The organism is Exiguobacterium sp. RIT341 (assembly GCF_000632205.1).
Taxonomy (GTDB): Bacteria; Bacillota; Bacilli; order Exiguobacteriales; family Exiguobacteriaceae; genus Exiguobacterium_A.
In genome coordinates this window covers 976,587-989,430 of record NZ_JFYW01000001.1, presented here as the reverse complement: position 1 = coordinate 989,430, position 12,844 = coordinate 976,587, and the positions used below count along the sequence as shown (strand labels likewise).

The window sequence follows — 12,844 nt, the reverse complement described above, 5'->3', positions numbered from 1 at the left end:
TCCACGACCACCTGCGGAAGGTAGTTTTTTAGTCGTTATCCAATATATGTTAAAATGAAATCGTATATTTTTTGATGGAGGGTGATAGAGATCATGAAACAACTGTTTGCGTTTGAGACAAAAACGGACTATGACAAATACGAAGCGGTCACGCATCGCTTTCAAGCACGGTTAGACGAGTATCAAACGATCTTACAAGAGAAGTATCAACTGATCGACGTGCCGAAAGGAATCATTTGGACGTCAGCGGAACTCGCGACGACCGTCTTCTCGGACATTCCAATCCCAGCATTTACGAATAAGGACTTAATTTACATATCACCAGACGTTGCAGAATGGCGAACGTTATTTTTGTCTCAACTCGATGGGAAGGACGTACCGCATATTCGAGCGTTTTATGAAACGCTCGCGGAAGATCACGTCTTGACGATTGCTGGTCATGAACTGACGCATCACTTGGATTTGTTCGTTGATGAATTCGACGATGAGAGAAAAGACGGAATCTGGTTCGAAGAGGGGATGTGTGAGTATCTACCCCGGAAACATTTGTTGTCGGACAAAGCATTCAAGCGAATTACGACAATTGAGACAGAGCTGGTCGAGCTCTTTCAGGAGGAGTATGGAGCGCGCTCGATTGATCAATTTGGGAGTGCCTCCTATGCCGGTAGTCTGTCGAGTATCATGTTTGATTATTGGCGGAGCTTTCTCGCAATCCACCATCTCATCGAGGAAAGATATGACGGGGACGTCTTACGCGTTTTCGAAGCATATCGGAACTGGCATGAGCAGGGGCGGATCGTGCCGCTCTCGACATACTTTAATCTTCAGTCGGTAAATCGCTAAGTTGTATTTGTAGTGGAGGAGGGCTTGTGAATCGTTACAGTATTCTTTCGTTATCTGCATTCATCTGTTTTTGTTTCTTATTTTTCTTGATGAAGAGCGGAGTCAGTCTGAAAGGGTTTGGAACTGTCTATATCCTGCTTCTGTTTATCGTTCCGTTAGTTGGTGTATACACAGGGTACAAAACGAAGCATCGAGTACTCAAGTGGGGATTCGTCGGCATCCATCTCATTACGTTCTGCATGATGTCATATTTGCTGTTACTGGCTTATGGTATTTCTGAGCCTTAAAAAGGTTAAACAAAAAGGTCAGTTGATTCCGAGTAAAAAAGAATCTTCTGACCTTTCATGATATGTAGTGTGAAATAAGAAAGCATCTCGTGATTTAGTTTCGCTTGGGCAAACTGGTCGTCGTGCCCATCTCGACGACGTGATCATCTTGAAGACGATACAAGAAATATTCCTCTTTTTGAAGTCCTTGCCCCTGTACTTTTACGGCAATCTTATAGCGTTTCTCTTTATCGCGGTGTTTGTCGTCATAAGCAGAGTGGAGGGAGACGACATGAGCTGGACCGTATTTTTTCTCGACATAGGTCTCAACTTTTGTGCTGACGTGCTGCTCGAATCGTTCATCGTATCGGACGTCTAAGTAAAACAGCAGTCCACCTAATAGGAGAAAGGCAACCAAAACGTTCATTCCGACTTTTTTCAATTCATCACTTCCGATCGTTCCACAGCATTAAACCTAGAAAAGCTGTTACAGATGATCGGAAGACGATACATCATAACAGCGATTGAATCATTGATTTAAAAATCTACATCATTTGAGTGATTGCTTTAGAGATCGACTCCAACTAATTTAAGAATGATGACGATTGTGATAGCTGAGAGCGCAAAAGAACCGGCAAAAGCAAGCTGTTTTTTCAAAAGTATCTCCTCCTCATGAAAAGGTTACCATTATTATGCCATTAAGTAATGTATCTGTAAAATTAATTCCAATTAGAACCGTGGATTTTCATCACAATGTTTCAGAAAGGAATAAAAACATCCTTTTGTTTCGTCAAGAAAGTGAGAAGATTAGTTGGAGACTTAAAAATAGTGATAGCGTGTCTTTAAAATCATGTAGTGATAGATATAATGTATTAAAAAGCATATGTGAACGTTCTGAACGCGTCATATAAATGAATTTTATTAGTTTTACACCAAGTTTAGTAATAGTTGAGGCTGTTGGGAGAGTAAGTAATCGTTTGCGACGTAGTGATGATAGGACAATGACGAATCGTTCATATGAAAGAGCGTCAACTGCCGACTCTCGAAGTCGACTTCTTCTATGTAGACAAGTTCTGCAGCGCCACCGGAGTGATGGAGAGGAAGCAGTTTTAAGGATAATCTCTCCCGTAAAGCGATGAATAACATGACTTCCATTTTATAAGTCGTCGAAACGGGAGAATCATTGTGAAGAATAACGGATGAATCGATGGAGAGATAAATAAGCGGATTCATAGTAGATAACGATACCGGATGAGTCATTTCTTTTTGAAGGTGTTGCATGGTGGACCTCCTTATAATAAGAACGTATGTTCATATTATGGAGTATGAATCCATTTTTTGCAATCCTATATAACGCTTATAGCCTAATGATGTTTTATCCATAATCGTTCGAGTTTTACTATGAAGTAGCGGAATATGCTTTTCGAAAAAATGCTGAAATTCTTATATATCTTGCGATAACCGAATCATATCCGTGCACCGGATCCCGTTTTCGATGATCACCTCTTCATAGTGTCTCAAGAAGAAGTTTAAATCGACTCCAACGATTCTGAATCCACATTTTTGGTAAAGTGCTAGCTGTCCAATGCTTGAATTGCCCGTCCCGATTTCAACGGTCGTATACCCCAGTGTTTTCGCTGTGCGAATCGCATGTCGTAAAAGATTTTTTCCGATACCTTGTCCTTGATGCGACTCATCTACTGCGATATTTACGATTTCTATCGTTTGAGGTCTTGTCGGGAGAAGTACATATACACCAATCCATTGGTCATTCCTTTCAGCGACAAAACAATAACCTCTTTTTGCATAGCTTTCGACTAACTTTTGAGACGGGTCCGCTGCTAGCAAGAGGTCCATCGGTGGATTTTCATGGACGGATAATTGTCGGATGTTCATATTCATTCTCCTCACGGATCGATTGATATATGTTTGTCTTAGGCTTCAGTTTCACTCTGCTGCCACAATAGCTGATGTAGAAGCGTTACGAAAGAACCTGTGAACTTCTGTCCTTCTTAAGAATACAAAACAGCATGTAAGAAAAAAAGTCGTCATCCGTATCGAGTAACGGAAAACGACTTTCTTTTGTTAGATTAAGATCATGATCGTTTAGTTAGACGGGAGAAGCTTTACGACATGCAAGGTGGATTTTTTCCCATTCGTGATGGAGTAAGTGAGTTTCCCATCTTGCAGTAGAGGAAACGATACCAGCTCTTCAAAGTCCGTCAGAGGAGCGACGGTCTTCGCTTTTAAGTCCGCATATATCAACTGATGGATGCCTTCTCGGAAGACGATTTGTGTGTTCGAAAGGAATTGAATGCCGTTAATCAACGTCTGGGCACTGGAAGCAGAATAGTTCAGCGTCTGTTCGTCTAATCCGATGGGTTGGAATATGGCGTCGCCTTCTGTGCCGAGAGCGAAATAGGTGCCACTACGAGTGAAATCAATTAATCCGGACATCTCTTTTTTGTAGGCACCATCCAGAGTTTCAAGCACACGGACGTTCTTTCCGTTGTTAAAGTGAGACGTGTATAAGGTCACGCCGTCATCGCTATCGCGGTGCTCGTATGTGAATAGACCGTCTTGTACCTTTCCTGTTTTTAAGATGAAGGACTGGAGTGGTGTGATCTTTCCGGTTTTTAACGAATACGACTTTAACGTGGAAACCGTTTTTTGTGCAGTCGCTTCTTGCGTGATCCAGGACGCACGAGTTGACGTGACATCGATTCTCGGAGGAGATGTATCGAAGCGACTTTCGCCAGTATCCAGCGTTGTCACCTGATTCGTTGTAATTCTTAGTTGACGAATCGACCATTTCACACCTGTCTTTGTCGGCTGTTCCGTTTCGACCCATAGTAAAAACGCACCTGTACCCGTCATCATCGGGATTGCATTCTTCGTCGCATGAACAATTTTGTTATGCTGTCGTTTCGTATCGTATGTATAGATGACACTCTTGTTTTCTTGTAGGTCAAAGTAGAAGATCTGGTTTTGGTAGAAATACTGTGGATCGATCGAGACACGGTGTTTGCTCAGTAATGAAGAAAGGTCGTACGTTTTCGTTTGACCTAACGTGACGCGCTTCGTTTGCTTTTCTAATTCGATTGCTTGTTGGTTATTGGAGTCGGTCGTTGCTTTCTTCAAGGAAGTGTTTACTTGTTCAGGTGACGCGATATTTTTTTGTGCTACACGCGGTGTCGCTTGTTCTTCCATCATGGTACAACCCGCTGTCGTCCAAACGATGGTCGAGAGGAAAAAGACGGATGCGAATCGATGTAATTTCATATCGGATAGCTCCTTCGAAGATTTTCGGAAATGTAGTTCATTGCTGTACCTCATGTGAAGAGGGACTCGGACGACGGGTGTAAAGAAATACGAGATACCACCACTTTAATGTGTAGGCGAATAAGAAGATACACATCCATGCCCACGATCGCAGTGTCGTCAATCCTTCGTAAAAATGTCTGAATTCTGTAATGTCAAGACGGTACAAAGAGTTCCAAATGAATAGTGCATACAGGAAAAGCATCGCTACCACCGCTCGGATCGACGCTTTTCTCAAGGCTGGATGCTTGATCGCGACGAAGATTGCACTGATAAGCGTGATGAAAAAGAATGCGTAGGAAAGTACCCACATGTCATTGGTTGGTCCCATATGTATTTTCCTCCTCAGTTAATCATGGATGCGTCTAGACGATCGTCTAAACAAAACAGAAAGAATGACATCAATCAGTAAGCCAATCAAGAACCAACTGATCAAGGTCAGGATGTAGATCAGAAAAAGTGGGACATGGAAGGAATCTAGCCATGTTCCAAGAAAGGATTGTGATTCAAGAAGCCAGAAAACAGGGCTCGTCAGAAACAACAAGATGTTTTTATCATCGTAGCCGAAGGCATTGAACAGACAGACAACAAGTGAAAGTAAGGGAAGCCAGAGTCGAAAACCTTTACGCATTATTATTCATCTCCTGTTTGAGTGAGGTTGGTTTTATCGGACCTGAATCAAAAAGGCGGATAGACCGTCACCATGTTCGTTCCATCCGGCAACGACCTCATAGGTATACGTACCTTGAGCAGACGGTGCGCTAAGAATGTCGTTTTTTAATGAAACCTGTTCACTTTTCGTTTTCGAATCCCAGCGTACGACTTCGAGCGAATCGGGTTTACGATCAAACGAGAGATGAATTTTGTCAGAGGGTGAGACGATGACGGGTTTACTTTTTTCAGTCATGTGTAAAGCATCCACATAGATCATGTCCGCACATTGAGCACTGAACAAACTGGACCAGCAATAAGAACCTTGGACAGTCGGAATTGGTTTACCGTTTACTTCGACGTCGGGGTCGTAGGGTTCAATACGGAATGGCTCAAAATAGATGAAAAAAGCAATCACGACAAGTAGTGAACCAATCAAAATGAATTTAAGGATACCAACTCCTCCTTTATTGAATAAATAATAGTGTTAAATCGGAAATTAAAATCAATCAAATCATGTATCGTGGAGAAGAATCCTTACATAGAATCATTTTCCACAAAAACTATAAAATCCCTTCAAATGGATGAAGGGATTATGAATGAGGCACACGTGTCTCTTTGAGATGACTAGGTTTTGGGGAAGTCATGTTCCTTTTACGAAGAATAGAGGAATCAATGCTTCTCCCAGTGGGCTTGATAATCGAGAATATATTGACTTAGGGGAATCGGCTCAGTACCAGTCACCTCGCGGAACTGACGGTTCGTTCGTTTCGTGAGTCCAAGACTAATCGGGAGGTGTAACATGATGACTTCATTGACGTAGCTTTTCGGATATCCTTTTTGAACCATCTTCATTTGGAAGAATGGAATCGAAGGGTTCGTGTAACGGATCGTCTTTCCTAAGAGTAGCGTCATCAGACTTGCGATTTCATGGAAGCCGAAAACTTCCTCGCCATGCAACGTATAGACACGATTGAAATAGGGGGCAGGATGTTCGAGGCAATGGATGACGAACGTCGCGATATCCCGGATGTCAATCATGCTTGTCTTCCCAAGACCAGCGGGCGTAACGATCTGCTCGTGAAAACGGATGTCATCACGCATGAAGAGATTCAAATTTTGCATGTAGTATCCGGGACGGATGATCGTAAACGAGATACCGGTCTCTTGAATGATCTTTTCGATCGTATGGTGAGGTGTCAGCGGAAAGACTGGAACATCCTTGAACGAGAGATAAACAATGTGCCGGACTGAGGTGAAGCGCAAATAGCGCAGAAAGAGATGGAACTGTCGTGTTGATACTTGGGACGGATACATCAAAAAGAGTTGATCGACGCCTTTTAACGCTTGTGAAAACGTTGAGATATCGGCGTAGTCCAGGTGACGATAGTGAAAAGCATTGCCGAATTTCTCTGAAGCAGCTGCTGGGTCGATGACAGCCGCATGAAAGGGAATATGTCGCTTCATCATTGCATGACCGACGGCTAGTCCAACGTTTCCTGTGAATCCTGTTACTAAAATCGTCATGTGTAACGTCCTTCCTGTACACTTGACTGAACTGCTGTTTGATGAGAAGTAAATCATGATATGTCTAAGAAAAAGTGAGGTGGTAAATCGTCCGCTAATTGCTTTATCGTAACTTGATTGAGCGTATTAAAGAATGAAATCAGTGCAACATCTAATAGTTGATCTAACGCACATACCTGATAACGCGTTCCCGGAAAAAGCGGACGTTCGAATAACGCGACGACATCTCCGACCCGGACAGTATGACTCAATGGGAGGAGTTGAACACCGCCTTCTCGTCCAGCACGGGTTCGTAAAAGACCTGCTCTTCCTAAAATTGAAATGATTTTCGTGAGATGCTCGTACGAGATGTTACATTGAAGCGAAATGTCTCTCGTCTTTACGTATTCTCCTCTTCGTGTCATCGATTTTGAGGTGTGTGCCAAAAAAAGTAATGTCAGTAAGCCATGTTCCGTAGCACGTTTCAACCGCACGACCGCATCTCCTTTCATTTTTGACTGACGATGATATCAGACAATCAAGAGACAATATCGCGTCATGGAGGAAAAGGGCGCTTTCGTCATGTAAACATGCGTGTAGGAATCATCGAATGTGATCAAAGCAGAAATGAGGTGGGCGCGAATGTACCGACAGGAGAGGCTTCGCCGTTGAGGCGTAATCAGTTCATCTCTTCGAGAATCGAAGTCGAGCAACAATTGCAATGGGTACTCTGTGAATATCGTCACCTGACAATGAATGCCGAGCCGGTGATAATAATCGACGATGCATTGACGAACGAACAGTGCTCGTTCATGAGTAATCATATGCTTTGCCCTCCTCTTCATTTACCCAATCGGATAGGTGGTCTTTTATATATTGCCGAAGGGTGATCGGTCGTTCACCAATTAGTTCTAGAAAGTGGTTATCCGTCTCATCCGCTAGACCTAATAAGATCGGCACATGAAGTTTGATGATTTCATTGGTTTCTTCGTAAGACAATCCATGTTGCATCATAAAGGACCGGAAAAAATCAATAGACGGGTTCGTATACATGATCTCTGTTTCAAGTTCTTCTCCGAGAAGCCGGGCGACTTCGTAAAAATTGTAAGCCGCTTCACCGCTGATCGTATAGATTTTATTGAAGTGAGTGGATGGGTTTTCAAGACACGTCATCACGACGGTCGCTACGTCACGGGCATCAATCATGCACGTCTTACCAATTCCTGCCGGTGCGAAGAGGTGTGAATGATCTCGTAACATATCTCGCATGAACATGTTTAAATGCTGCATGTAGTAGCTAGGACGAATGATCGTGTAGGGAATGTCGGTTTGGCGAATGACGACTTCAATACGATGATGTGGCGTGAATGGGAGGGATAGTGCGTCTTTGGCTGAGAGGTAGACGATGTGTTGTAGGGCAGTCTGTCTGAGATAATGAATAAAATATTCGAATGTCTCCAAGTCCGCGTTTGCAGGAAATTCGAGAAAGATTTGATCGCATCCTGCGAGTGCTTCTACGAACGTCGAGGCATCCTGGACATCGAATCGACGAAAGTCAAAATGCTCTCCATATAATTCGGAAGCGGCTTGTGGATCGGATACCCCAATGCAAAAAGGCTGTTCTTCCGTGCGCATACGTTGGCTGACGAGCTGCCCGATCGGTGAAGAAAAGTCCGTAATGAAAATCATGGGAAAATTCCTTTCCTCTCTTAGATGAACGAGGCATCACTGATGTTGGAAAGTGGTAAATAAAATACTTGTATTAGTTATATAATACCCTAATTATCTTTCAAATACCGGATAGATGATAGTTCCTGCTAAAAACATAATTAAGTATTCCATTTATTCAATATATGAACCTTAATATTCAAAAAAATTAATTATTAATACTTATGTTTACATATCTAGGTTTATTATGAATATTACTCGACGTATTTTTCGTGAAAGCTATTGTAAAGTTCCGCGTATGTTTCCTTGAGTGTCCTAATCGCATTCACGTCTGTTCCGATGACATCCACTACATCAGTCGACACATACAAAAGGAAATCCGAGTCAAAGAAGACTAGGTTTGTTCGTTCGTTTAACGAATAACGCGAATAGGATGAAAAGAACAGCGGTCATCGCTAATCGATAGGTCAGGGATACTTCCAAGGCGACGGGTGTTCCTTGGATTTTGACAGCAATGAAGTTCAGTCCCCAGACGATTAAACAAAATAGATACATGAAGTATGTCATAGCAGGTCCTCGTTTACGTAGTTTACTTCCAATTCTTTTCCTGTATTTCATCTTACCAAAAGTAGAACGTTAAGAAATTAATTTCGGTATAAATAGAAAAATCACTGACCGTCATATGACAGCCAGTGATTAAGTAGTAATCATAATTTGATTTTAACGGTATAGAGAAAACTAGTAAATCCTGTTTCTACGTTCATGACAAAGGTATTCTCAGTCTTCGGTACGATGTAGATGACATCGATTTTTGAGTGTAAAGGAGCATAGTAACCTAAGCTATCTGAATAGGCTTTTTTGTTATGATTGATTGTTTCTACAGGCGTGTAGCTTTTCTTTTGACCGTCAATCATTGGGAAAGTAAACGGTTTATAGTCGATGTAAGAGTCAGCTGAATCTTCACCCTTTACTTGCATCTCAAGTCTGACGGACACGGCTTGTTTATTTTGCGGAAAATCTTTAAGTTGAATACGTTTCGCCGAACTGACCATGAATCCACGTTGCTCCAGTAATCTTTTATCGCCAGGATAAGTTTGGAGACCACCTTTATTCATCAATTCTTCGATGGCATCTTTATTTGTTTTTTTCGACTGCTTTTTTTGTCCGGTCTTCACGGTGGTTGAAGTAGCATTCACAGCATCGACTTCAATTTTGACGGTCGTCGGTTTCGCAATGGCTTCGCTTGTCGCGAGAAGCACATACGTATTTTTATCACTTGGAACACGGAACACAAGATCGACGCGAGAAACGAAAGGTGGGAAATAGCGATAGCCGTCCTTCCATACATCTGGATTTCGGTTCTCATAATCGACAGCTTCGTATACGTTTCCGTTTGTATCCTCTAACGTGAATAGATTTGGCTTATAAATAGCATATCCGTCATCTGCGTCTTTATCTTTGTAGTTTTCAAGGATGACGGGAACGGTGACATATTGTTCATTATCAAGAGTTGGTAATTTCAACTCTTTTGGAGGGGATGAGAGAAGTTTATTAACATGAAAAATATTACCTTGTGTTTTAGGATCTCCCGGATAAGTTTGAACGACACCACGATTCATCAGTTTATCGAGATTACTCGAATTGACTTTCTTCGAGGATGATTTTTTCTTTTTAGACTCATTTACATCTGCCAATTTCGTACCTGTCGTCTTGATTGATGGTGAAGCTGTTTGCGCGGGTTTTGTTGGTGTCGGTCCTTCTTCGGTCGTAGCAAAGAAGAATAGGGAAGCGACACCGACGACAAGGGCACCACCGACTGCGGATAAGGCGAGTCGGAAACGTCGTTCCGTCGCTTTCGTATTCGTTGCGACGCTCCCGATCGCCGCGTTCGGTGTAATGCTGACGGCGCGTTGTGCCGGTAAGAGGGCACCGAGGACGCCAGTTATCATTGGAATCAATAACATGATACTCAAGAAACCAAGTTCGCTAGTCGGGAACTGGTTATAGACAAAACCGATCATTGCAAGGGCGATCAATAAGCCAATGATTCCGGCGAAAAGTCCGGTCATCAATCCTTCACTTAAGACGAGCGTCCTGATTTGACCGTTCTGCCAACCGGTCGCTTTTAAGACAGCGAGCTGACTCTTTCGTTCGTTAACGTTTTGCCACATAATTTCGGTTGTCGTCAGGATGGCGATGAGTAAAGCGACGCCCATCGCCACGTAATGCATCGTGCCAACTTCCAGCGCGACATATTCACCGAGCCACGTCGCGTACAGGACACCTTTCAGTCGAAAGGTGATGAACAAGAAGAAAATAAAGAGACTAGTTGGCAGGGCGATTGCAATTGTTGAAAGGATCGTCCGTTGCCAATACGTCACGAGCTGGTTGATGCTCATTCCGAGGACACCTTGCGCCCGGACGAAGCGTCGTCCTTTTGAGACTTCACCAGAGCGCATGCTCTCGAAAGGTTGAATCAGGCGGATGAGCGTCATCGGGACGAGCGTACCGCCCCAATAAATCAATAGACCAGCGAGCCCGATTAAAAGGATCCGCGTAAGCCCAATCGGATGATCCGTCGTCAGCCAGAATGAACCAAGAATCGTCCAAGAAATCAAGGCGACGAGTGTGCCGAGCAGGGTCGCTTCGAGGAACAGCAGTTTTGAAAGTTGACGCGGACGCCAACCGAGCGACAGTAAAATTGCGAACTCTTTTTTTCGCGCATAAAGTAAGATGATGTTCGAACTAAAGACATAAACGAGCGCGACAGCGATGACGCTCAAGATAATACCACTCATCCCGACTTTCGCTTCCTGGAAAATTGCCATCGATGAACCAAGTTTGATCCACGGTTGCTGGACCCAGCCAAGTGCTGATTCACCTTTTAATCCAGGGAGGTATGTCAGCGCGAGTTGTGGTGAGGAGCCGAGCGTAACATCCGTAATCAAACCGGTCTTATCCTCGATCTCTTGAGCGACAGATTTCAACGTTTTCTCACTCGTTGCATTCATCGTCTCAACACCTTTGACGTTGACACGAATGGCGGAAATTGCTTTATCACCTCGTAACTTAAAGGCAGCGTCAAGTGTCGTCAGCATCGATGGTGGTTTTGTCAAGAAATCATACGGGTCATTCGTAGGCTTAACTTCCCGAACCGGATTGACCGGTTTTTCATTCTTATCCATGACCCATTGGGCTTTCGCGGGGAAATAGGTCTCCATCGGCAGTTCTGTCAACGGATCCTTCGAGATGTTCAATTTTTTTGGATCAAAGACACCAATAAAGTTCAAATGCATTTTCGGAACGTTTTCTAGGCTACCTGTGCCGTCACCGAAGATACGAGCTTTTCGATACATCGATCGTTTCGAAATCAGGACTTCTTTTGCAACCTCTTGAGGCGTTACTTGATAAGTAAATGGCCAACGTTTTGCAAACGGACTCGCAATTGTTTGATACTCGACGGCTGATGGTTTTAGATACATCCAGTCAAAGCTACCAGCAGCATTTTCTGGAACCTTATCTTCAAGAATATTCTTTACGAGTTGTTTTGACGCTTGCTTTGTCGAAATATAGTATTCTTTCGTATCTTTGACAGGAAGCGTCTTGAGATAGGATTCGCCACCTTTTTTCATGATACTGCGCACCGTTTCAGTCATTGAATCTTTGACGAGCGGGATATCGACTTTCTCGTAGCGATAGGTCCGCGATGCATTGACGTATTCCTGACTGTTCATGATCAATGGGATGTCCCAAACACCGTCACCATAATCGTTGACAATATCTTCTTTCGTGAAATAACGACTATGTGTTGCCTTCTTAGTTGCTTGATCGAGTCCTACCAATCGTGCTTCTGCTTCCGGATCAATCCCGGCAAGCATAACCGAACTCCCGTAACCGTAAATAGGAAACTCGCCTAATTCTTGTGGTGAAATATCTCGATTCAATCCGTCACTCTCAGGAGGGAACCATCCGGCTCCAGCAAAGAAGGAGTGAGACTCTGTTTCTTTTTTTAGTCCAGTATCTTGCATATCTTTGAATGAAATCTTATAAATGCCTGGCTCTTTGAAGTTATACGTATCCTTCACAGCATCTGTATTGTAGTTTCCGATCATCGCAATCGGTGCGGCGACTTCGACGTCTGCGATTTGCTTGATCGTCTCGTACTGCTTGCGGGTGATCCCGCCGTCGAGCCCACTCATGTAATTTGGCTCGAGCAGGTTCAAGTCTTCTGTCACGCTCCGACTGCCTTCCGGTCGAACGACGATATCGTAGGACGATCCCCAGCGTTTTTGCAGTTCATCGACGACCGTTCCATTGTTCGCTTGCGTCGTACCGATTAAATAACTAAGTCCTGTACTGACGATCAGGACACCGACGAGCAGCAGGATGAACCGCTCCTTGTTACGCCACCAAGAGTTCCAGATGAATCTCAGCATGTTCTCCACCTCATTTCGATTTGGTTAATTGAGCATTGCAAAAGATGCCTCAGGATAAGATATTCTTTTATCCATATATTTCTTTTTATTTTTCCATTATATACAAATAAAAGTGAATTGACTAAAAAATCTGTTAATTATGGATATTAGTTT

General features: G+C 43.3%; 14 protein-coding genes and 1 pseudogene. 2 read left to right on the top strand and 13 right to left on the bottom strand.

The window, feature by feature from the left end; genetic code table 11:
* Positions 1 to 93: 93 nt before the first annotated feature.
* Complete coding sequence (locus BW42_RS05200) at positions 94 to 843, top strand: collagenase (protein WP_052019034.1); 750 nt, start codon at positions 94 to 96, stop codon at positions 841 to 843.
* 26 nt (positions 844 to 869) lie between these two features.
* Positions 870 to 1,130 (top strand): hypothetical protein, encoded by a 261-nt coding sequence (locus BW42_RS05195; RefSeq protein ID WP_035408236.1) that lies wholly within the window; start codon positions 870 to 872, stop codon positions 1,128 to 1,130.
* Between the two features lie 94 nt (positions 1,131 to 1,224).
* Here the strand turns inward: BW42_RS05195 and BW42_RS05190 are convergent, their stop codons facing one another.
* From BW42_RS05190 to BW42_RS05130, 13 genes and pseudogenes are all read right to left on the bottom strand, one after another.
* Positions 1,225 to 1,551: a hypothetical protein gene (locus BW42_RS05190; RefSeq protein ID WP_035408234.1), complete on the bottom strand. Its 327-nt coding sequence runs from the start codon at positions 1,549 to 1,551 to the stop codon at positions 1,225 to 1,227.
* A 485-nt stretch (positions 1,552 to 2,036) separates the two neighbouring features.
* Entirely contained in the window at positions 2,037 to 2,390 is a 354-nt protein-coding gene (locus BW42_RS05185; protein ID WP_035408232.1) for a hypothetical protein, read from the bottom strand.
* Between the two features lie 162 nt (positions 2,391 to 2,552).
* Entirely contained in the window at positions 2,553 to 3,005 is a 453-nt protein-coding gene (locus tag BW42_RS05180; RefSeq protein ID WP_035408230.1) for a GNAT family N-acetyltransferase, read from the bottom strand.
* Positions 3,006 to 3,215: 210 nt separating this feature from the next.
* Complete coding sequence (locus BW42_RS05175; protein ID WP_035408228.1) at positions 3,216 to 4,391, bottom strand: hypothetical protein; 1,176 nt, start codon at positions 4,389 to 4,391, stop codon at positions 3,216 to 3,218.
* Positions 4,392 to 4,428: 37 nt separating this feature from the next.
* Positions 4,429 to 4,761 carry a hypothetical protein gene (locus BW42_RS05170; RefSeq protein ID WP_035408226.1) on the bottom strand — a complete coding sequence of 111 codons (333 nt, stop codon included), beginning with the start codon at positions 4,759 to 4,761 and terminating at the stop codon, positions 4,429 to 4,431.
* Positions 4,762 to 4,779: 18 nt separating this feature from the next.
* Positions 4,780 to 5,061, bottom strand: coding sequence for a hypothetical protein (locus BW42_RS05165; protein WP_035408225.1), 282 nt, complete (start codon positions 5,059 to 5,061; stop codon positions 4,780 to 4,782).
* A gap of 33 nt (positions 5,062 to 5,094) precedes the next feature.
* Positions 5,095 to 5,337 carry a hypothetical protein gene (locus BW42_RS16545; protein WP_231496858.1) on the bottom strand — a complete coding sequence of 81 codons (243 nt, stop codon included), beginning with the start codon at positions 5,335 to 5,337 and terminating at the stop codon, positions 5,095 to 5,097.
* A 416-nt stretch (positions 5,338 to 5,753) separates the two neighbouring features.
* Positions 5,754 to 6,608: an NmrA family NAD(P)-binding protein gene (locus BW42_RS05155; protein WP_035408222.1), complete on the bottom strand. Its 855-nt coding sequence runs from the start codon at positions 6,606 to 6,608 to the stop codon at positions 5,754 to 5,756.
* Positions 6,609 to 6,661: 53 nt separating this feature from the next.
* A complete protein-coding gene (locus BW42_RS05150) occupies positions 6,662 to 7,081 on the bottom strand; it encodes an Rrf2 family transcriptional regulator (protein ID WP_035408220.1) in 420 nt (139 codons plus the stop codon).
* Between the two features lie 36 nt (positions 7,082 to 7,117).
* The gene (locus tag BW42_RS05145; protein WP_023468121.1) at positions 7,118 to 7,411 is read right to left on the bottom strand and encodes a hypothetical protein; all 294 of its coding nucleotides are present in this window, start codon (positions 7,409 to 7,411) and stop codon (positions 7,118 to 7,120) included.
* Positions 7,398 to 8,276, bottom strand: a complete 879-nt coding sequence (locus tag BW42_RS05140) for an NAD(P)H-binding protein (protein WP_035408218.1) — start codon at positions 8,274 to 8,276, stop codon at positions 7,398 to 7,400. Before BW42_RS05140 ends, BW42_RS05145 begins: the two co-directional genes overlap by 14 nt.
* Positions 8,277 to 8,648: 372 nt before the next feature.
* A pseudogene (locus BW42_RS05135) lies at positions 8,649 to 8,822 on the bottom strand (EamA family transporter); the annotation flags it as partial.
* Positions 8,823 to 8,962: 140 nt separating this feature from the next.
* Complete coding sequence (locus tag BW42_RS05130; protein WP_052019033.1) at positions 8,963 to 12,691, bottom strand: ABC transporter permease; 3,729 nt, start codon at positions 12,689 to 12,691, stop codon at positions 8,963 to 8,965.
* Positions 12,692 to 12,844: the final 153 nt, after the last annotated feature.

Coding starts and splice junctions, on each gene's coding strand:
- BW42_RS05145 (WP_023468121.1), bottom strand. CDS start 7,411: ATGATTACTCATGAACGAGCACTGTTCGTTCGTCAATGCATCGTCGAT.
- BW42_RS05185 (WP_035408232.1), bottom strand. CDS start 2,390: ATGCAACACCTTCAAAAAGAAATGACTCATCCGGTATCGTTATCTACT.
- BW42_RS05130 (WP_052019033.1), bottom strand. CDS start 12,691: ATGCTGAGATTCATCTGGAACTCTTGGTGGCGTAACAAGGAGCGGTTC.
- BW42_RS05175 (WP_035408228.1), bottom strand. CDS start 4,391: ATGAAATTACATCGATTCGCATCCGTCTTTTTCCTCTCGACCATCGTT.
- BW42_RS05180 (WP_035408230.1), bottom strand. CDS start 3,005: ATGAACATCCGACAATTATCCGTCCATGAAAATCCACCGATGGACCTC.
- BW42_RS05170 (WP_035408226.1), bottom strand. CDS start 4,761: ATGGGACCAACCAATGACATGTGGGTACTTTCCTACGCATTCTTTTTC.
- BW42_RS05165 (WP_035408225.1), bottom strand. CDS start 5,061: ATGCGTAAAGGTTTTCGACTCTGGCTTCCCTTACTTTCACTTGTTGTC.
- BW42_RS05155 (WP_035408222.1), bottom strand. CDS start 6,608: ATGACGATTTTAGTAACAGGATTCACAGGAAACGTTGGACTAGCCGTC.
- BW42_RS05200 (WP_052019034.1), top strand. CDS start 94: ATGAAACAACTGTTTGCGTTTGAGACAAAAACGGACTATGACAAATAC.
- BW42_RS05140 (WP_035408218.1), bottom strand. CDS start 8,276: ATGATTTTCATTACGGACTTTTCTTCACCGATCGGGCAGCTCGTCAGC.
- BW42_RS16545 (WP_231496858.1), bottom strand. CDS start 5,337: ATGACTGAAAAAAGTAAACCCGTCATCGTCTCACCCTCTGACAAAATT.